Source organism: Acrocarpospora macrocephala (assembly GCF_009687865.1).
Taxonomy (GTDB): Bacteria; Actinomycetota; Actinomycetes; order Streptosporangiales; family Streptosporangiaceae; genus Acrocarpospora; species Acrocarpospora macrocephala.
On the sequence record NZ_BLAE01000016.1, the window covers coordinates 119,682 to 140,293 of the forward strand.

16 protein-coding genes are annotated in these 20,612 nt (G+C 66.7%); 6 read left to right on the forward strand and 10 right to left on the reverse strand.

Translation table 11 applies throughout. The features are described from left to right. Positions 1-17: 17 nt before the first annotated feature. Positions 18-2,900, reverse strand: a complete 2,883-nt coding sequence (locus Amac_RS15860) for an AfsR/SARP family transcriptional regulator (protein WP_155355146.1) — start codon at positions 2,898-2,900, stop codon at positions 18-20. 258 nt (positions 2,901-3,158) lie between these two features. Here Amac_RS15860 and Amac_RS15865 point away from each other — a divergent pair, with 258 nt between their 5' ends. The 3 genes from Amac_RS15865 (at position 3,159) to Amac_RS15875 (ending at position 6,337) form a co-directional block, all read left to right on the forward strand. Next, positions 3,159-3,671 carry a fumarylacetoacetate hydrolase family protein gene (locus Amac_RS15865; protein WP_155355147.1) on the forward strand — a complete coding sequence of 171 codons (513 nt, stop codon included), beginning with the start codon at positions 3,159-3,161 and terminating at the stop codon, positions 3,669-3,671. Between the two features lie 345 nt (positions 3,672-4,016). Beyond that, positions 4,017-4,406 carry a hypothetical protein gene (locus tag Amac_RS15870; protein ID WP_155355148.1) on the forward strand — a complete coding sequence of 130 codons (390 nt, stop codon included), beginning with the start codon at positions 4,017-4,019 and terminating at the stop codon, positions 4,404-4,406. Between the two features lie 1,409 nt (positions 4,407-5,815). Further along, on the forward strand, positions 5,816-6,337 hold the full coding sequence (locus Amac_RS15875; RefSeq protein ID WP_281356298.1) for an SMI1/KNR4 family protein: 522 nt from the start codon (positions 5,816-5,818) through the stop codon (positions 6,335-6,337). A 110-nt stretch (positions 6,338-6,447) separates the two neighbouring features. On the opposite strand, the gene Amac_RS15880 is transcribed toward Amac_RS15875, so the two are convergent. Further along, entirely contained in the window at positions 6,448-7,866 is a 1,419-nt protein-coding gene (locus Amac_RS15880) for a hypothetical protein (RefSeq protein WP_155355150.1), read from the reverse strand. A 601-nt stretch (positions 7,867-8,467) separates the two neighbouring features. Here Amac_RS15880 and Amac_RS15885 point away from each other — a divergent pair. Continuing rightward, positions 8,468-10,147 carry a metallophosphoesterase family protein gene (locus tag Amac_RS15885; protein ID WP_170322509.1) on the forward strand — a complete coding sequence of 560 codons (1,680 nt, stop codon included), beginning with the start codon at positions 8,468-8,470 and terminating at the stop codon, positions 10,145-10,147. A gap of 57 nt (positions 10,148-10,204) precedes the next feature. Here Amac_RS15885 and Amac_RS56165 read toward each other — a convergent pair whose 3' ends face one another. The 6 genes from Amac_RS56165 to Amac_RS15915 form a co-directional block, all read right to left on the reverse strand. Beyond that, positions 10,205-10,522, reverse strand: coding sequence for a heterodisulfide reductase-related iron-sulfur binding cluster (locus Amac_RS56165; RefSeq protein ID WP_307729727.1), 318 nt, complete (start codon positions 10,520-10,522; stop codon positions 10,205-10,207). A gap of 83 nt (positions 10,523-10,605) precedes the next feature. Further along, positions 10,606-11,058, reverse strand: a complete 453-nt coding sequence (locus Amac_RS15895; protein WP_155355152.1) for a nuclear transport factor 2 family protein — start codon at positions 11,056-11,058, stop codon at positions 10,606-10,608. Positions 11,059-11,414: 356 nt separating this feature from the next. Beyond that, positions 11,415-12,131 (reverse strand): IclR family transcriptional regulator, encoded by a 717-nt coding sequence (locus Amac_RS15900; protein WP_155355153.1) that lies wholly within the window; start codon positions 12,129-12,131, stop codon positions 11,415-11,417. A gap of 41 nt (positions 12,132-12,172) precedes the next feature. Then, the gene (locus Amac_RS15905) at positions 12,173-13,072 is read right to left on the reverse strand and encodes an ABC transporter permease (protein WP_170322510.1); all 900 of its coding nucleotides are present in this window, start codon (positions 13,070-13,072) and stop codon (positions 12,173-12,175) included. A gap of 145 nt (positions 13,073-13,217) precedes the next feature. Beyond that, entirely contained in the window at positions 13,218-14,840 is a 1,623-nt protein-coding gene (locus Amac_RS15910; RefSeq protein ID WP_155355155.1) for a sugar ABC transporter ATP-binding protein, read from the reverse strand. Next, the gene (locus tag Amac_RS15915) at positions 14,837-15,988 is read right to left on the reverse strand and encodes a sugar ABC transporter substrate-binding protein (protein ID WP_155355156.1); all 1,152 of its coding nucleotides are present in this window, start codon (positions 15,986-15,988) and stop codon (positions 14,837-14,839) included. The genes Amac_RS15910 and Amac_RS15915 overlap by 4 nt, the downstream gene beginning before the upstream one ends. 205 nt (positions 15,989-16,193) lie before the next feature. On the opposite strand from Amac_RS15915, the gene Amac_RS15920 reads away from it, so the two are divergent. Further along, positions 16,194-16,979 (forward strand): transposase, encoded by a 786-nt coding sequence (locus Amac_RS15920; RefSeq protein ID WP_218041110.1) that lies wholly within the window; start codon positions 16,194-16,196, stop codon positions 16,977-16,979. On the opposite strand, the gene Amac_RS15925 is transcribed toward Amac_RS15920, so the two are convergent. Together Amac_RS15925 and Amac_RS15930 are read right to left on the reverse strand one after the other, a co-directional pair. Then, positions 16,906-17,706 (reverse strand): SDR family NAD(P)-dependent oxidoreductase, encoded by an 801-nt coding sequence (locus Amac_RS15925; protein WP_155355157.1) that lies wholly within the window; start codon positions 17,704-17,706, stop codon positions 16,906-16,908. The genes Amac_RS15920 and Amac_RS15925 overlap by 74 nt on opposite strands. 102 nt (positions 17,707-17,808) lie before the next feature. Beyond that, complete coding sequence (locus Amac_RS15930; protein WP_155355158.1) at positions 17,809-18,987, reverse strand: amidohydrolase family protein; 1,179 nt, start codon at positions 18,985-18,987, stop codon at positions 17,809-17,811. Positions 18,988-19,410: 423 nt separating this feature from the next. On the opposite strand from Amac_RS15930, the gene Amac_RS15935 reads away from it, so the two are divergent. Then, positions 19,411-20,166, forward strand: a complete 756-nt coding sequence (locus Amac_RS15935) for an SDR family NAD(P)-dependent oxidoreductase (protein WP_155355159.1) — start codon at positions 19,411-19,413, stop codon at positions 20,164-20,166. Positions 20,167-20,612: the final 446 nt, after the last annotated feature.

Here is a 20,612-nt window from a genome sequence, read left to right on the forward strand (position 1 = left end):
CGCTGTTACCAGCGCCGTTATGTGATCGAACCGCTCGCGCCGAGTTCCAGGAACCGCCGCGTGTCCCCAGGCCGCAGGCCCAGCTCCCCGAGGGCGCTCGCCGCTCGCCGGTAGGCCGTCTCCTCGGCACCGGCGGTTTTCTCTATGTACGCCAGGAGCCGGTAGGCCGGATCGCAGTACCGGTTGCGCCCGAGCACGTCCTCACTCTCCTGGCGCGCTTCCTCGAGACGACCACCCTCGATGAGCAACCGCACCACTTCGAGCTGGGCCTCCTCGCGTACCACCTCGAGATGTTCCCGGCGCTCTACGACCCAGGTTAGTTCGCTGCGGCCGAGGTACTGGCCCGTCACCAGGGACAGGGCCGCCTGGAGCTGGGGCAGCCGCGCGTTGACGTGCAGGCCCCGGGCGAAGGCGGCCTCCTGCTCGAACAACTGGTCGGCCGCGTAGATGGACGCGTCTCCGGGCACCTTGACCCAGCCGTCGTCGGTCGAGACCAGCCGGATGCCGGTGGCGTCGCGGAACTTGTGCATGATCTGGCGGAAGTGGTTGCCGCCCGTCCCCGCGTCGGCCTCGGGGAGCAGCAGGCGTTGCAACTCCGTGCGCACCACCCCGCCGGGATGCAACGCCAGGCAGGCGACAAGTTCGATGACTTTGAGCCGGCCTACGCCCAGCGCGCGGCCGTCGAGCACCAGATCGGGCCTGCCGCCGAAGGTCTGGACGTGCAACTCCACCATGGCGGGCCCCAGCCTGCGTCGTTTCGGGACGGCTGGCGCCGACGGGCAGACCACCAGACGGCGCCAGCGGGTGTCCTGACGATCGCGGGCCTGCTCCCGCCGCTGGATGTCGGGGTAACACCACGCGGCGCGTACCAGACCGAGGAAGAAACCGGTCGAGGACGCGACGTCGTAGGCCATCGCCGCCGCGCGGTGGGACGCATCGAGGTCACCGCACCGCGCGTGCGCCTCGGCGAGGCAGGCCGCCGCGAGCGGCAACTGGAGGTGGCGGCCCGCCCGGTGCATGCCGTCGACCGCCTCGACCAGGAGGGCACGGGCCTTTTCGTTGCGGCCGGCCTCCAGATAGGACCAGCCGAGAAGCATGCGGCCCCACTCCAGGACGGCGGCGTCGTCGCCGCGGGCCCAGCGACGGACCCGATCCTCCAGGAGCGCCCGCGCCGACTCGGCGCGGTGATGCCTCATCAGCGCCATCGCGGTCATCGCCTCGTAATACGGCGTGAGGAAGGAACCCATCCGGCGTCCCTCGGCAACGGTGTCCTCCAGGAGTTCCAGGGCGTGGTCGCGGTCGCCTTCCGCGTAGACGAGCAGGCTCTCCGCGAAGCGGGCATGGGCGGTGACCCTGACCTCGTGGGGGATGCGCGACCACATCCGGCGGGCCAGGGGGAGTCGCCCGGTGTAGGCGTAGGCGAGGACGACGTCCGGGTTGTACAGGGGGCGGCCATCCCCCGGGGCCAGCCGGGTGATGTCGCCGATGCGTCCCTGGACGAACAATGCCCAGCTCAACGACTGTTCGTGGAGGTCCCAGTCGTCGCCCTGCGGCGGTTCGGCCGGGGACTCGCCGCAGGACACCTCCACCAGGAACCGGACCGCCTCCTTGCGATGGTCACCGCCGTGCAGGTCGAGTAGCCGAGTCGCCGCCGCCGCGTCCGGGAGCATCACCGCTGCAGCCGAGGCCACCAGCCCGGCGTCCTGCGCCAGCACCGCGGGCAGACGGCCTCCGGCCTCGACCGTCCGGACCAGAAAACGCGCCCGTGCGAACTGGTGGGCGGCGTTCAACGCGTGGATTCGCGCGCCCAGCAGGATGTTGCTCGCCCCGGTCGCGGCCTCTCCCAGAGCGTTGGTGAGTTTCTCCAGCGTGCGCCATTCGCGCCGGGCCTGCAGCTCTGGCACCGCCTGCTCGGCCACGCGGACGGCCTCGGCCTGGTCGTTCTCGGCCAGGAGCAGTTCGACGGCCTCCACGGCCTGGCCCATCCAGCCGAGGTAGGTGGCGTAGCGGCGTACCAGCTCCGTGTGGTGTCCCGGCCGGCGGCTCAGCCGCTGGTAGCGCAGCGCGGCCCGCAGGACGGGCGTGAACGCCAGCTCGGCTCCTCTGACGTTGATCGTCGGGAGGTGCCGCCGGGTGAGCCGGTCCCAGGCGTCCTCCATCGGTTCACCGCACAACACCTCGGCCAGATGCGCGGTCGCCCTCGGGGCGACGGAGGCGGCCAGCAGGACCCGCTGCTCGTCCTCGGGGAGCTGGTCGAGCACCTCGGACGCCAGGTATTCCGCCACCGCGGCCTCCGCCTCGGCCGAGGCGGCCTGCGTGTGCAGCAGGACACCCAGCGCCCATCCGCCTGTGGCGCGGCTGATCTCCTCGGCCTGGGACGCGTCGCCGCCGCGTGCCGTGGCGAAGGTTCTGATCTCGTCGACCGACATGGCCAGGTCACTGTCGCGGATGGCAAGGTGTGTCAGCTCCTGGGGCGGCTCGTCGCGAGTTAGCAGTATGACCCGCCATCCCCTTCGGACGGACATCCGGAGATCCGCGAGCAGGGTGAGCGTGGCGGGCTCACCGAAGAGGAGATGACAGTCGTCCACCACGATCAGGCCGGGCCCCTCCCCCTGGAGCGCCGCCGCGAACAGCTCGGCGACATACGCGGACGTGGGCCGTTCTGGCCCCAGCCGCACCCAGGACACCGGGGCCGTCGTCGAGCGCGCGAACGACTCGGCCTGGGCGGACTTGCCGGCGCCCGCACCGGCGACCACCCACAGGACCCCTCCGGTCTGGTTGAGCGACACCGCGAACAGCTCGTCCAGGCGGGGACGGGGGATCAGGCGCCCGGATACGAGTCGGGTCCCGAGGTCGGTCCCATGGTGAACTTTGACCAGGTTTCCTATGCTTTCTTTCATATTGCACCTAATAGACTAATTGCTACAATCCGTCACTACTTGTGCACTAATCTGCCGCTCATGTTACCGACGCCACAATCTCCCCGACCACCCCCGAAGGGTGGTAACGCCGGTGGTAACAACGCCGCACGAGCATTGCCCGTGATCCGCAGAGGAGCAGGAGGCGGCTTGACAGTCAGCGGCACGCGCGGCCTTTGGCCGCGAACCGGCATCGCCGGATACGCATTGGCGATCGGGAGTCCCCACACCACCCGCCCCTTGATCGAAACGCTGGGCGAGGAGCTGTTCGTCAGCGACTGTGGCCGGGTCGACCTGGATTCACCGACGACCGTCCAGGTCGAGACCCATGTCGCCTTCCTTCTCGGCCAGGACCTCGGCGACTCGGCCGGTGTCCTGGAAGCAGCCGCGGCGATCTATCCGGCGCTCCGCATCACCGAACCGGCCGGCTCCGGCCGGGCCCCGCTCAGGACCCGCCACATCGTGCTGGGCAGCGCCTCCCGAACCCTGGCGCGGGTCGGCTTCGACGACATGCTGGTTACCGTCAAGAGCAACGGCGTCATCCTCGCGGCCGGAGAACCAGCCGACATGTGGCGTCCCCCGGTGGAAGCCCTGGCCTGGTTCGCCGCGGAACAGGCCCAGGACCGCAACGTCCTTCGACGCGGGACGGTGGTGTTGTCGGGTTCACTGCACACGCCCGTCGCCGCCCGGCCCGGCGACCATGTCCGGGGGGACCTGATGGGGGTCGGCTCGGTGTGCGTCAGCCTGGGCTGACCCCCGCCAGATCGCATCCGTGAACCCTGTCGGGCTCGAAAATCCGGGTTCGTCTTGTGACCTGCGGTTTTTGCACGATCAGGATGGTTGTCCTGGCAGGATCTCGGCTCGCGTTCGTCTCGTTGCTCTACCTGTCGATCATCCGAATCGGACAGTTCCTTCTGCTGCGGTTGCGCACCGACACGAGTAAGGACGTCGAGATCATCGTCCTGCGCCATCAGCTTGCCTGTGCCGCTCGAAAACGCAAACTTGGGGTGTGAGCTGGGGCTTTGGAAGCCGGTACGTGAGTTGATCTGAAAGCCTTGCGAGGTGTTGCTGTCCCTTGCCTACATGATCATTCGGCGCATGTTCGAGTTGATCGTCGTGCTGGTTCGTTCCGAGCTGTCTAATGAAGCCGAGTTGCTGGTGCTGCGGCACGAGAACACCGTGCTGCGTCGTCAGGTGCTCCGTCCCCGCTACGAGCCCGCCGACCGGTTGTGGTTCTCAGCCCTGGCCCGGCTGATCCCTCGGGCCAACTGGGAGGTGGTGTTCCCGGTCACCCCGGCGACGCTGCTGCGCTGGCATCGCCTGCTGGTCGCCAGGAAATGGACCTACCCCCACCGGCCGCGTCCCGGCCGTCCCCCAACACCAGAGCCCTGTCTGTCACGCCCCATCGGCGGCGGCGCGGCGAAAGCTGCACCCCTTACGTTCGGTGACAGATCACGACAACGCCGGGTGGGTTCGGTGCGCTCGTAGTGTGCTCGGATGTCGGGAACCTATCCGGCACGGGCGCGGACGAACCGGCATGAAAATCAGCGGAGTCAGGGACGAAACGGCACAACACGGGACGCCCAGACGGCCCTGCGGACGGTTGATCACGTAGGGCCGCTGACTCTTAGTCAGCGGGTCCGGGGTTCGAGTCCCTGGCGGCGCGCCCCTAAAGAAGGCCCATGTCACCCCATGTGACGTGGGCTTTCTTTATTTGGAGCCCATCCTAACGGAGATCGTTAAGCTGATCGAATACCCCGATTTGTCCTCCGGTGTGCTCGCGGTGTGCTCGTGTGTCACGATCTTGTAAGCGGCATGGTCGCGGAAAATCAGCTGGCCCGATCCCGCAGCGCAGAGCCGTGCCGTTTCGTGCCGCTTCATCCCTTGTTGTGGCCCACAGGTCCAGCAGCCAGGCGGGAGCTGAACAGCCGTTTGCACAGCCGAGCGTGGGGTTTGCCGCACGGCCACACCGAGAGCGTCGCTCCGGCGCCGTCCTCGTGGTCGCACGGGGCGTAGTCGTCCCGTACGGGTGGGCAGGCAGGAGGGCTGGAGCAGAGAAGATGATCGTTCATGGCGGATGGCCCACACAGGCGGCCACCGATTCCACCGACACCAACCAAGACCGATCCAGCCGCCCATAAGGGACAAACGATCAATACGCTGAGCTGGGCTTTTTGTGGGCATGATCTGGGCAGATCCTGGGCGATGATCGCAAACATTGTCTACGACGCGTATGGGAAGCCATCGCGGACCAATGAGGAGCGGTCGCGCTGGGTCGTCCATAGGAAGCGGTTGGTTTATGACAACCGGCGGATTCGGGTCGGCCTGGTTGATGTCTAGATTCGGGATAGGGAGCGGTTTGAGCATCACGTGGTTCATCTGGATCAGGCGGCGATGGCGCCGAGATCTTTCACCGCCATCCAAGGGAGCCGGTTACCGCGCAGGGGACACGACGCCGGGACGTGCGCAGGTGGGACAGGTGGGAGGCGCCGCTCCAGCACGGCGAATGAGCAATGACCTGCGGTGCTATCGCACGACTAGGCCGTTTATCAGGCAGGATCAGGTCTCGTATTCGCCTCGTTGACATCCATCGCGCTCGTTCGGGATCGGCCGGTTTCTGCTGCTGTGCCAGCGCAGCGACCCGGGATGCATGTCGAGTCCGGTCTGCGTATCACCTGACCTGGTGCATCGAGCGCGGCCCTGAGGACTGACGGCACGGGCTACTTCGAGAAGACGATCCGGCCCGCCCGACCCCGACGCCCACCGTAGAGCCGGCCCCCGAACCGCCCAGCGCCGAGGAGATCGCGGCCACCGGCTGCCGTCCCGCCCACCGCGCACCCACGATCCGTCCGGTCGCTCCGAACGTCGCCGCTCAGGTCAACGCGGTCTGGCGGCGTATCGAACGGTGGCTCGCCCGCAAGGCGCCCGCAACCTATAAGAAGCTCGCACGCCCTGCCACTCAGCGGGCCATCGCCAAAGCCGAGGCGGCCATGGGGATGCGATTCCCCGACGACCTGCGCGCCTCTCTGCTCCGTCACGACGGCGGCGGCTCTTGGGGCTTCGGCCCCGCCCCGTTCTATGAGCTGATGTCGGCCAAGTACATTCACTCGGACTGGAAGATGCTCTGCGGCATCGTCCTCGACGGGGCGTCCGGGGAGCTTGACACCAGTTGGTGGGACGGACACCTGATCCCCTTCGCCGCGGCTCACGACGGCGGCAACCTGTTCATCGACAGCCGTACGGGAAAGACCGGCGACTACTTCAACGAAACGGGCCTGACCTACGAAGGCGACGTGGTCTGGCCGTCCTACCTCGCGCTGCTCAAAGCGACGGCCCGATCGCTGGAGACCGGTAAGCCCATCCGAGGCTGGCGACCGGCCGTGGACAAGGGCGAGCTGAACTGGGACCAGGCATTCTGATCACCCTGCGCCGCCCGAAACTCGAACTCCGGGGGTGAGCAGCGGCTTTGGCAGCCGGTCGGGCGCCACTGCAACCGGTGCTCGAGGACGCGTGATTTCGGTGAGGAGCGTCAGCGCGCCGCATCGGTACAAAAGTGGAACTCCCTGGTAGTTGGCGTCTTGAGCATGACCAGGACACCCGTGGCGGCGGTCGCGATCCCTTGACCGATCGCCAGGCCGATGGCGCGAGAGTAGTCCTCCAGCACGCCCACACTCCACCCGTACACCGGCATCATGATCGCGAAGTAGACGGCGACGCCCGTGGTCACGCCGATCACCCACACCCGGCCTCGGCCAAACGGCGGGCTCCGCACGCTGGACACGATCATGAGGGCCAGCCCGTTGGGCAGCAGGGCCAGGCCCAGGAGGGGATACACGTCGAACAGCAGGTACGGATCCGATTCCCGCATGAGCAGCCAGGCACCGGCCCACAGCATCATCGCGCCGGCGACGAAGCCGAGCCGGCGCACGCCACAGGCGAGCGTCAGCAGCCCGGCCGCCAGGGCCGCCAGCATCGCCGCCACGGGGACGGAGTCGTCGTATCGCCCCGGCGCCGACAGCGACACCGCCTTCTCGGCGTCGAACCCGTAATCCGTCCGGCCCAGCCGGCGCCAGGCACCCGAGACGTCCCGCAGCGCTATCCCGTCCGCGCCGTTGGCGACGACCACCACGTGCCCGCCGGGACGCGACTGAACCGCAATCGCCAGCGACTCGGCGGCCACGGCGTCCTCGGGCCGGTCGGGCGGGTAGGCCCGGGTCAGCCGGTCCTGGTCGCTGGGCGAGATCTCCCACGACGTCATCCACTGGCCGTTCGCGGACTCCTCCACCTTGAGCCGGCCGGGAACGATCCGGTAGCACCGGTCCACCGCACAAGCCGACGTCCTCGTGGCGGGCGGCCTCACGACTTCGCGCCGGTACCACGATCTTCCGCCGTCGCGGGAGGCGAAGCCCGGCACGGGGTTGTGGTAGCTGAGGCCGCCGCGGGTGGCGACCACGATCCACTCGCCGATCACGCCGACCGAGTAGGCGCTGTACGGCCGGAAGACCTCCGGGGCTGCCGTCGCGGCCACGGCCAGCACGGTGATGGGGACCACGGCCACGGCCCGGGCCAGCCGGTCCGCCCTTGAAGCGGGGTGCTTCCAGATCCACCAGGCGACGCCCAGCGCGGGCAGGGCGAGCAGGTCGGTGGGATCGGCCAGGACCTCGGCGGGCCCCCAGACCAGGGTCCAGGCCTGGGTGGCGGCGGCGGCCCCCACGGCGGTGGTCTTCACCAGTGTGAAGAGCACCCCGGTGAGCAGTAAGGACAGGTACGGGACGCGGATCACCAGGTTGAGCAGCGGCGGAGCCACGACCAGTCCGGCGAGGTCGCTCAGCTTCCCGGTCACCACTCCCGGCCAGAGCGCCTTGAAGAGGTGGTCGTTGCAGAGCAGGCCGAACACGGAGGCGACGGTGAGCGGGTGACCTATCCAGGCCAGGGCCGATTTCTTCACACCTGGAGAGATAGGGAGTGGTCACCCATAGTTCGCGCTGACCGCATTCGTGACGAATCCGCCACCGGGCGTTCACCAAGCCCCGGCAGGCCGGTAGCCGACCCTCCTGGCGGATCGGCCGGGCCCGATCGGCAACCGAACTGAACGACGCCAGAGGTACCGGCCACCATGCGAGCAGTGCGCCTGCCGAAAGTTCATTCGTGCAGGTCAAGCTGCATGTTGCGATGAGCCTGCGATGTCGCAGACGATATCGCAGCGTCACCGTGAGCGCCCCTGATGCCGCGAATGCCCTGTCACCCGGAGGTGGCCGCCAACGAGTCGGTTTCGTGGGTAGTGGTACGACCTCGAACACGTTGGTCAGGCCGCCAATGTTCAGGGCATCCAGCCAAGCTAGCCGATATCACGTTTCTAATGGCGTCAAACGAACATCATCGCGCCGACGACGAACAGAAGCGCAGCATTCACCCGAAGAGGACATCACGTTCCAATTGCATCAAACGAACATCATCGCGTCGACGGCGAACAGGAGCGCAGCGTTCACCCGAAGGCTGGTTATCGCCGACAGGCTGCGGCCATCAGTTCCCGCTCCATGGAGAACAACGTGTCGCTTCGCACCTCCCGTACCCGCTACCTGCTCGCCGCCGCGATGACGCTGGTGGCCCTGATCCCGGCCGTTGACGCTGCAACCGCACAGACCATCCCCGCACAGACCATGTCCGCGCAGTCCGGTGGCCGGGCGACGCCCGGCCAGCACTCCATCTGGCGCGGTGACTTCGACACCAACAGTGCCGCTTGGACGATCCAGACCGACGGCACGGCCGCCGAGTGGCGCGGTTGGAGGTTCGCCGAGCGCGACGCGTGGTTCGCCGCTGCCAAGCCGGCCGGCGTCGGCTGCGACCCGGAGCAGGACGCTCCGCTCGACCCGCGCTGCTTCCTCGACCAGCGTAACCAGTTCTCCCGGTCCCGCGGCGTGATCGCGGCCGTCGACAACGGCATCGCGGCCGCCAAGGGCGCGGCCGTCGACGCGGCCAACCCGGTCAGCACCACGCTGACCAGCCCCGGCGTGCCGGTTTCCGGACAGCGCGAGATCGAGTTGGTCTTCTCCTCGCACTACCGGCAGGCGCACAAGGCCGTCGGCCGGGTGACGGTGTCGTTCGACGGCGGGGCGGAGACCGAGATCCTGCGCTACTCGCCTGCCCGGATCAGCGCCAACGACGGCGGCGACGTGATCTCCGGCCAGGAGGTCGTCAAGGTCGAGGTGCCGAACTGGGCGAAGACCGCCGTCTTCCGCTTCGGCTACACCAGCAACCGGCCCCAGCTCTACTGGGCCGTCGACGACGTGGTGGTCCGCGCCCCGCTCACCCGACTGTCGGGCAAGGCGAAGGCGACGACGCTCCAGGTGTTCAGCGACGTCCAGGGCGAGGGTCTGCCGTACCTGGACGGTGCCCTCGACCTGCTGCACCGCGAGGCCCCCAACGCCGGGGCGATGCTGCTCGCCGGCGACGTGATCAGCGGGCCCAGGGAGAACAACCAGGAACAGCAGATCCAGGAGTACAACGAGGTCAGCTCGATCTTCGCCGCTCAGAAGCACCTGCCGCCCTTGCTACCCGCGATCGGCAACCACGACGTGCGTAGCACGGTGCTGACCCGCAAGCAGCAGGTCGACAACTTCGTCGCGTTCGCCAACAAGTGGGGCGCGAAGATCTCGAAGCCGTACTACGAGAAGGTCGTGGGCGGGGTGCCGATCATTGTCCTCGGCGCGGAGGGCACGGGTACCGACCCGCAGCAGCAGGACATCAGCGACGCGCAGGTGGCGTTCCTGACCCAGCGGCTGGCGTACTGGTCGGCCCAGCGCAAGCAGGTGGTGGTGATGGGGCACTACCCGTTCGCCTGGTCGGTCTCCGGCACGTACGGCGACTTCTACGGCAACGGCCCGCGGGACGAGCAGCTTGAACAGATCATCGGCCGCTATCCCAACGTCATCTATCTGGGCGGGCACAGCCACTGGTCGCCGTACCTCCGGGACTGGTCGGCGCGGGTGCGCACCACCGGTGGTGACCCGGACGGCTTCACCGCGATCAACACCGGGGCACTGGCGATGGAGTTCGGCCCGAGCCCGGATAACCCGTGGGACGAGGACTCGGTGACCGACCGGCCCGAGTCGCCGAGCGCGCTGACCATGGCCGTCTACCCGGACCGGACGGTGGTGCGCGCGTTCGACGTACTCACCGGTGAGCAGATCAACGAGGTCGAGGTGGGCAACCCGCTCTACCGCGGCTGACCGCAAAGGCACGGAGGGACGACGGAACCCGGCCCGGCATGACCGGGCGGGGTTCCGTCACAGCCGCGCCCGCAGCGACGGGAGAGCGGCGAGGGCCGGCGACGGAGGTGAACCGCTCACCCGCCAGCAACCGTCGTACCCGGCAAAGGAGTCGACGAAATTGCGCACGACGGGCACCGCCTCGTCGAGGTAGCCGGTGTTGACCATCGGCTGCGCGCAGCAGGTCTGCGACTCCGGGAAATCGACGTCGACGCCGAGCCGTCGCAGTAGCCTCACCACGGCCTGACCTGTGCGCGGGTACAACGCGTCGTTGATGCACGTGACCATCAGGGCTACCCGCACTCGGAGCCTCTCGTTAGGGAGTTGCGCCCGCATCGCCCCGGAGCGTGGGAACCCAGCCCCGGTGGTCCGTGCGGCGAGACCCGCGGCGCTTGCCTCTGCATTGCCGAATCAGTGCTTCACGCGCGGCAGATCTCACCGATCTTGACTGGGTCGTCGTAAAAGACCGTCCAATCACGAATGAGCCCTTCGCTCATGAAGATGATGTGGCTGGCGTCCATCTCGACTGTCCGGCCGGTAGCCCGAGAGGTGAGCACAGCGCGCACGGTGATCGCGACACCCTCTTCCCCCACGTAATTCGTGCGATCCAAGATGGCCATGTCGCTCCAGGTCTCCGACAACAGTGCGAAGAACCGCTGCAACTCATCAGAACCCACCCAGTCGCCCGGAAAGGGCACGGACGGACCCTGATGCATCACGACGTCGGGGTGGAAGCACGCTGCCATCTCGCTGAAGTCGGCTCCGGCCGCGGCCCCACCGGCTTCGATGTACCTGACCTCCGCATTGAAGAAGCGCTCCATCATCGCCGCGGGATCCACCCGACTGGCCTCGGCTGCCCCTTCGTGTTCCACGGCCCTCCTCGACGGGGACTGTCGGCAAGGACGCGCCTGCCTTCAAGGGTTGGACAAACCACACTTTCGTCAGCACTCTAAGCGCCCGGCCCTCTCGACGAAGCCGCGTTCCGCGTTCCAGAACCCTGTCACCCCACAGATCGCAGGGCCGCCGTCACGACGACAGCAGCCACCACGGCGACGAGGACCGACCGTCCCCGGCACAGGAGGAGAACGCCGACCGCGGTGCCGACGACGTTCGCACCCAGGTCGAACCGCCGCCCATCCGGACTCCGGCCGTGAACGAGGTGGACACACCAGAACGCTAAGAGCGCAGTACCGAGCCTGCCGTGCTCAGTGCGCAGTGCAGAACGCGGCTAGGTCCGCTCGTCGATGAGGCTTCTCAGTCGCGGCAGTGCGGCGAGCGCCTGCCTCCGGCCGAAGCGAAGCGAAGGGCCGGAGACGGCAATGGCCACCCCAGGTCGCTGCGCCCGTCGAGCCGGCAATGCCATCGCCGTAATGCCGCGTTCGCTCTCGGCGACGGTCACGGCGAATCCGTCACGACGTACGGCAGCAAGCTGGCGGAGCAGCGCTTCGACATCAACGTCGGAGCGGTCGGCGAAGATCGCGCGCACGGCGTCGTCCGACTCGTGGGCGAGCAGCACCTTCCCTCCCGAGTTGCGTTCGGCGGGCAACCGCGCTCCGATGCGTGAGCCCACAGTCAGCGCTTGCCACGACACGATGCTGTCCAGGAAGACCGCGCTGGCACCTTCGAGGGCGATGAGGTGCGCCGTCTCGTTCGTGATCTGCGCGGCACCGGTGAGAACGGGCCCCCAGTAGGCCACGTCGTCACTCCAGTGCTTCGCCTCCGGTAACTGAGGTAGAGCTGGCCCGGGCCCGTAGGTGTGATCCAGGCGCCGGACCGCAAACCCGCGGTAGACCATCGTCTGCGCTAGCCGGTGCACCGTCGAAGGAACGACGCCAATTTCTCGCGCGGCCGCGGTGATCGTGAACGCCCCGTCGCGCCTCAGTATCTCCAACAGGGACAGCACATGATCCGCGGCCCCCACGACTGACGGATGACGCGGCTGCATAGGCTCGATGATATGCGGGACGCCGCAGCTCTAGTGCCCGTTCACGTCGTCGTGCCGGCCCCCCGGAGGAACCTGGTTGCCGTCACCGCAACGAGGAGCGCGGTACCATTGAAGAGTGGGTTGACCCACTGCGGGACCCCGAGCAGGTTCAGACCGGCTACCCCGGTGGCGACCGTCAGAACCGCGATGATCGTCCCCCAAACGTTGAACCGACCGACGCGGAAGCTCGTTGCGCCGAGGAACGCGGCGGCGAAGGCCGGCAGCAGGAACTCCGGACCGAGCGCCGGGTTGCCACTCCCGACCTGGCTGGACTGCAGCACCCCCGCCATACCGGCGAGAGCGCCGCCCATCATGAACGCGATGACGGTGACACGGTCCGTATCGATCCCTGACAAGCGAGCCGCGTTCTGACTACCGCCAACAGCTTCCATCCTCCGGCCGAATGCTGTCCTCTCTAGCACCAGCCACACGATGACCGTGAGGATGGCGAGGTAGATGATCGGCATGGGGATTCCCCAGAGCTCGGTCGTGGAGATCTCGACAAGCGACGCGGGAACATTCTGGAAGATGGTCTGAGAATCCGTATACCACAGCACAACCGCCGAGAGAATCGTTGCCACTCCGAGCGTGACGATGAACGAGTCCAGCTTCAACTTCGCCACGAGGAGTCCGTTGAGCAGGCCCACCAGAGTCGTGCATGCGACCGCGACCAGGATACCTACCACGAGGTCGACCTCTTGCCGACTCAGCACACCAGGGAGGATCACCTGCGCAAGCCCGAGCTGAGCACCGAGCGACAGATCGAACTGCCCCACCACCAAGGTGCAGAGGGCGCTCAGTGCCAGGAGCGCCAGGACAGATTGAGTGGAGAGGATGGTCGTCGCGTTGCCGAACGTGGCGAACGTCTGGGGAGCAAGGATCGAGAACACGACAATCAGCACCACGAGAAGTGCAGGAAGCGCGAACCTAGCCCATTGCGCAACCTCGTTCCTCGACGGGCGTCGGGAAGTCGGAACCGCCGGCGGCGGTGTCGAGGATTCTTGAGACGGACCGTTGATCTGGACGTCGTCCGACGTCATGCCGTGCTCAGACATTGCTGTACCCCGTCCTGCAGTTGGCTGCTGCAACGTGGTCGGCCACTGCGCTCACGCCGAATGTGGCGCGGGTGATTTCAGATGTGTCAATCGAGTCGCCGTCCACTTCTCCGACAAGCTCGCCCTGCCGGATGATGAGCACGCGATCGCATACGTCGGTCAGGTTGTCGAAATCGCTGTCGACAACGAGGACGGCGGCACCCGCCGAAGCCGCTGCTCGCAGGTATTCGAAGACCTGAGCTTTGGCGCCGACGTCGACGCCCTGGACAGGCTCGTCCAGGACGATCACTGAGGGCTGCAGCCCGAACCACTTGGCAAGCATCACCTTCTGCTGGTTTCCACCCGAGAGTGAAGCGACGAGCGCTTCGGGGTCACGGGGTCTCACGTCGAACTGGTCGATCGCGTCCGAGGCGACCTGGCGATCTCGTCGACGGTCGATGAGACCGCGGCGGATCGGTGAGCGCAGTAGCATGATGTTCTCTCGGACTGTCATGGTCATGAGGCAGGCCTGCCCCCGCCGATCTTCCGGGATGTACGCCACCCCGGCGCGGATCGACTTCGCTGGAGTCGGGTCCTCGACTGGGGTGTCACCGATCCACACTCGACCTCCTGTCAATCGCTGGGCTCCGAACAACAGCCTGCACAGTTCGCTCCGACCGCTGCCAGCCAGCCCGGCAACACCGACGATCTCACCCGGTTCAACGGCGAAAGACACGTTTGCAACCCTCACACCGCTGATGTTCTCGGCGCGAAGTGCGCGTTTCTCAGGTGGAGCTATGAGATCGAGAGCTCGGGTGGTGGCCGTCCTACCGCGAGGTCCACCGCTCGTCTCGCCGAGAATCTCCTCCACGAGTTGGGCCCGCGTCGTATTCGCAACCTGGTGGGTCGCGATCTTGCGGCCGTCCCTCAGAACGGTGACGTTATCCGCGAGCCTCTCGATCTCCTCGAGCCGGTGTGAGACATAGATGACCGCAACGCCGAGACTGGACAGTTGGCGGACGGCGTCGAAGAGGAGATGGGCATCCGTGTCGGGCAGCGATGCCGTCGGCTCATCGAGGACGAGGCAGTTCAGGTTGCTGGAGTCCTGCAGGTCCACGGCTCGACCGATCGCAAGCAGAGTTCGGGCCGTTACGGGCAAGTCACGCACGAGCGTCTGGGGCGTTGCCTTGACACCAACGAAGTCCAGAATCTCGCGAGCCGACCGAGCCTGTTCGCGTTGACGGACGAACGGCCCGGCGGTGTGGAAGCCGCGAACGAGCCCCAAGTTGTCAGCGATCGTCATGTCGAGCGCAAGGCCGAGGTCCTGATGCACGAACCCAAGCCCGAACTTCCTTGCGGCGTTCGGCGGGAACGCCTTGGGGAGCGCCATGCCCGCCACCGAGATCGAACCGGCATCTGCGCGATACACGCCGGCAAGACACTTGATGAACGTCGACTTGCCGCTGCCGTTCTGTCCCAGTAGAGCGTGGATCTCGCCCCTCTTGACCTTGATATCGAAGTTGTCCAGGACCACCCGACCGACGAACGCCTTGGTCAACCCCGCCACCGCCAGGGCAGCGGGCGACTCAGAGCCAGGCAGAAGCGTCGGGCCGGCGGCCTCAAGCCTGGTCATCATCGGACCCAAATCTTCTTGAAGTCGGCCCGGTAGTCCGCCCCGCCATCCCAGGTCGCTGCCTCGTCGATGTTGGTGTCATCGAAGATGCGGAACGGGGGAACCTGCTCGACCACTGGCTCCCCCGAGAAGTGGCGGTTCAAGTTGTCGATCAACGACCAGCCTGACCAAGTGGACGAGAAGGCCATCGTCATCTTCAGGAAACTGCCCTGCTTGAGGATGTCCAAGGCTTCGGGGTCGCCGTTAGCCGCGACCATGAAGGCGTCGTCATCGGACGCTGCCGCCTGGCGGAGACCGTTCATCACGTAGATGCCGGCGCTGTCGAAACTCGCCCAAACAACATTGAAGTCCGGGTTGGCACGGGCCAACGCGGCGGCCTGGCCGGGGAGGGCCGTCGTCGTCTCAGCGACCTGGAACTTCTTCTCAGCGACCACCTCGCAGCTGCCACCAGCCTCCTTGCACTCGCTCAGGAACCGGTCGAAGCCTTCCTGTCGCGCAGCGAGGTTGGACAACGACGGGTCGTTGAACGTCAGGAACCGAGGGTTGCCATCAGTCGCCTGGAACGCATAGGCCGCATCGCCGTAGCCGAGTTTAGCGAAGGCTTCCCGGCCCGGGTCGACGGTGACGTAGGTCCCCAGCGCGTCAGGGTCGTTCTCGTCCCAACAGGCAAGGCAGGCGACCGGGATGTTGGCCTTCTTGGCTGCGGCCAGGCCGCTGCCCGTTTGCGTGTTGTTGAGGCCGAGTACGACGATCGCGTCCGGCTTCGTCGTGATGGCCTGCTGCATGAAGCGGTTGGCGTCAGCTTGGTTGCCGTTGGCGTTGTAGGTCGTCTGCTTCCAGCCGATCGCCTCGGCGCCCTCCTGTAGACCCTGGAGGGCCGAGTTCGCACCTGGATCGGTCTGGGTGATCGTGACGATGGCGATCTTCTTGCCGGGAACCGCCGTGGGGCCCTCGGTCGGCGGCGGGACGACGACTCCCTCCTTCATCTTCGCGACGTAGTCGTCGATGGTCTTCACGAACTCTGCCGACGCCTCGGACCCCGCATCAGAGGTCTTCTCCGCCGCTCCGCAGGCAGCGGTCACGGTGAGCACAGCGGCGCTCACCACGAGCGCGAGAGCCTTGGCGTTGATTGTGCGGCCCTTGACGTTCATTCTTGTCTCCTCGGTTGTTCATGGGCCCATGGATGCGAGGTGAGCGCCGAGGCTGCCCGCCGCTGAGGCCATTTTTCGATCCTGGGACCAGAGTGACGGGGCCCACAAGGAGCGTTCTGCACACCGGAACATGGACGTTTGTGAGGTTTTCGGAGTTTGTCATCGCTGGATGTTGTGATGTTCGGGCTGCGCCGATGTCGGGCCGGTGGGAGTGCACGTTGGGCTGGTCGTGGGCGAGCGGAAGCGGTATCCGAGCGATCTGAGCGATGAGCAGTGGGCGGTGATCGGCCCGTTCCTGGATGCGTGGAAGGCTCGGCATCCGTCGGTGTCGGGGCATCAGGGCCGCTACGCGTTGCGGGAGATCGTGAACTCGATCTTCTACCAGAACCGGACCGGCTGTCAGTGGGCGTACCTGCCGCCGAAATCCGCGACCTACTACTACTTCGCGTTGTGGCGTGACGACGGCACCGACCAGACGATCCACGACCTGCTGCGCCGCCAAGCTCGGGAACAGGCCGGCCGGGCCGAGGATCCGACCGCGGTCGTGCTGGACACCCAGTCGATCCGCGCGGCCAACCACATCCCAGCGAACACCACCGGTAAAGACGCCGCGAAACGAGTACCGAGCCGCAAACGGGGTCTGGCCGTGGATACGCTCGGGCTGATCATCGCGGTGGTGGTGATGGCGGCCTCGGCCACCGACAACCAGATCGGGGTCCGGCTGCTCGATCGGGTCGTCGCGCATACCCCGACGGTGGCCAAGGCGTGGGTGGACGCCGGGGTTCAAGGACGACGTCCGCGATCCACGGCGCGGTCACCGTCTACGAATGCGCCGACTGCGGCACCCGCCAACTCGGCAACCAGTGGTGCCACGACTGCCGGCAACCCTGCCGACGCGTCGACTACGGCGGACGCTCTCAGACGTCGGGGACGTCGGGCAGCGTCCTCCCAAGGATCATGCCGCCGTCCACCACGATCTCCTGGCCGGTGACGTAGCCAGCATCATCGGACGCCAGCCAGGCGACGGCGTTCGCGATGTCGGCCGACGTGCCACGCCGGCCCAGCGGAATTACCGGGGTCCAGGCCGCAGCGATCGCGTCATCGAGCCGACGCATACGCTCCTCGTCGCCATCGATACCGACCCTTTTCGCCGGGAAGGCTGTTGCAATGCTGCCGGGACACACGCAGTTGACCCTGATCCCGTGCACTCCTTCCTCGTACGCGACCGTCCGCGTCAGAGAATTCACAGCCGCCTTGCACGCCGAGTAGATGTGGGGGCCCATGCCCGCCGACAAGGCTGACACCGATGACGTCGTGATGAAGGAGCCGCCGCCCTGGTCCCGCATGACGCCGATAGCGTGCTTCATCGCGAAGGCGACGCCCCTGACGAGCAGCGACAAGTCCTTCTCGAACAGCTCGTTCTCCAGATCGGTGATCGGACCCTCCGCAAAGGCGAAGCCGGCATTCGCGACATAGCAGTCCAGGCGGCCGAAGTGATCAAGGGCTGCTGCCACCGAGGCCGAGATATCACTCTCAACCGTCACGTCGCAGCGAACGAAAATGCCGTCGACCGACGACGCCACGTCCACGCCCCGCGCGACATCGACATCGGTCACGACGATGCGCGCACCTTCGCGTGCAAAGCGCTCCACGATGCCCTTGCCGATCCCGCTCGCGCCGCCCGTGATCAGGGCGACGCGCTCCTGTAAATGACTCATGCTGTTCTCCGAACGGGGGTGTCAGCCAACACGATCTGGGGACGGACGCCGGTCATACGGCACCGCAGGCGGCCGATGCACCGGCCGCCGCGATCACCAAGATCAGTCAGCCATGTCCCACAGCCGCATAGTGGTGCCACCGAGGATCGCCCGAGTGTCCTCGGCGGAGGCCATCGTCGCGACGGCCTTCGCCGCGTCCTGGCATCGTCCGACGACAGATTCGCTGTGCGGGTAGTCGGTCGACCACATGACGCGATCGGCTCCGATCTGGGACAGCATGCCAAGGCCGACCTCGTCCTCCTGGAAGGTGGCGTAGCAGTTCTGGAACCAGTAGTGACTCGGAGTGTGAGCGAGCTTCGGCTCCAGCAGCGACCCGAAACTCTCGTAGAACTGGTCCGCGTCCTGGAGAGCGCCCGGGATCCAGTGAAGCTGCCCCTCGGTGAACACGACCTTCAGTTCGGGATGCCTCTCGAGGATGCCGGAGAAGGTCAGGAGGGACCACAGGCGCCGATAGGGATGGAAGTTCTGCATGAGCGCCGTGCCGAGGGTGCCGGCACCGCTCATGTCGACCCTCTCGCCGACATGGAAGCTCAATGGCAGGCCGCTCTCCTCGATCGCCGTCCACAGGGGCTCGAGCCTGGCCTCGTTGTACTTGACCGACGGCGGGTTCGTGGGCATGACGAGTCCCTTGAGCCCGAGCTCCTTGATCTCCGCGATGTTCTCAGCGGCCGTCTCGGAGTCCCAGAAGTTGAGGATGCCGAGACCGTAGAGGCGGTCGGGGTAGTGGGCGCAGGTCTCGGCGACGTACTTGTTGTACGCCCGGATGTACGCCATGGCGTACTCCGGGTTCCGACCCGGCGCGTCCTTGTGAGCCTCGCTCACTCCAGCCAGGATGGCGAACGACCACTGTGGGAACAGCAGGTCCTTGTCGATGCCCTCGGCATCCATGTCCGCGATGCGCGCAGACAGGTCGTGAATGCCCTCACGCCCAGTCGACACGCAGGCGCCGAAGGGATCGATCACCTCCGCGCCGTCGTAGGAGTAGCGCATCAACTCATCGGAATCGACCCAGGCGCGCGGAGCGCGGTCCCGGAACTTCGCGGGCATCCGATCCGTCCAGTCGGCGGGCTCGAGGAGGTGGCTGTCGGCCGACGCGAGGATGGTTCCCGGGGGAAGCTCCGCGCGGGTCGAGGGCAACTCGCGATGCTGGGCGAATGGGATCGCCTGATCCGTGGTCTCGTCACACATCGATGCGTAACTCTCACGAACTTGCGTGCTCACTTGCACCACCTCATCTCAGGGATCGGCCTTGGGTGTCGCACCAACGATCCATCAGCCCGGAACCCCGATCCACACGCGTTCTGCTCCACAGAACACCGATGGCCCACCGCAGCTGCCGACGAGCCGACCATCACCAGGGACGGGGCCCCTGGTTCGACCGAGTAGAGGGTCTGGCACGTGAAGCCAACCGGACCGGTCGCCGCGACACCGGTCACGATCGACACACCCCATCGAAAGGTGTCGGGCCTCGCGTCAAACGAATCGGCCTCCATCACAGGTTCCGACCTCCACCACTTACGTTCCGGTGTCCAGAATCTCGGGGACAGCGAACTGACTCGCCCTATGGTCGGATCCTGCAGAGGAACCGACCGCCGGTGACTCCCGCCCCGCGGAACATCCCGTACCACACCGCTAGGAATTGCCATGACAACCAACTCAGCATCTGGTCTGCTTCACCGACGCGTCCTGGTCACCGGCGGCTCACGCGGCATCGGCGCCGCGATCGTGCGCCGCCTCGCTCACGACGGCGCCGCGGTCGCCTTCACCTACACGACCGACACGCCCGAGGTCGACGAGTTGGTCACGGATCACCGCGACCGGGGCATGACCGTGGTGCCGATTCGGGCAGACAGCGGCGATCCCGACGCAGTGGCCGCGGCCGTCCGAACGGCCGTCGACTCCTTGGGCGGACTCGACGTCTTGGTGAACAACGCCGCCGTCACCCACATCGCTCCGGTCGACTCCTACCCGCGCGACCAGTTCGACCGACTCGTCGCGGTCAACGTGGCCGGACCGTTCTGGTACGTCCAGAACGCCGTCCCGCACCTCGGTGCCGGGTCGCGAATCATCAATGTGGGGAGCATCAACGCCGATCGCGTCCAGCAGGATGGGCTGTCGGCGTACGCGATGACGAAGGGCGCGATCGCTGCCTTGACGCGAGCCCTCGCCCGCGAGCTCGGACCGCGCGGGATCACGGTCAACAACGTGCAGCCCGGACCGGTCGCGACGGAGATGAACCCGGAGATCGGAGCCCACGCCGACAAAGCGCGGAGCTTCATCGCACTCGGCGAGTATGGCCAGCCCGCCGATGTCGCCGCCGTCGTCAGCTTCCTGTGCAGCAGCGAGTCCAAGTACGTAACCGGCGCGAACTGGAACGTGGACGGCGGCTTCACCGCCTAGAAGGCGTACCCGGCCATGAGGGCCTGGTGGCAGTGGGTTGTTGACGTACGGAGAGCCCTCGTAACGCCCGCCCCACTTCCAAGGTCGGCTGCTGAGCATGCGGCGGCACCGCGTCGGCTGGATCATCGCACAGCAGCCTGGAGCTCCGCGACCTCAGCGAGTCCGCCGACCTGCCCGCCCCGAGGTGGCCCGATCCCGACGGCCGCTACCAGGCCGGGCCGGGCCCCGAGATCGAGAGCCATGCTCAACTGCTCCAGCTGATCGCGCTCGGTCGGACATACATGGTGGCACCCGAATCCTGCCGGGTTCAGAAGTACGACCGCGACTCCGGACACTCGCCGGGGCTTGTGAGCCTACGCGTTCCTCTGGGGCGGTACAGGGCTGGCCGCCGGACCTATCGCTACACACCCTTATGTTGAATCCGCACTAATGTCCGGCTTGGTACA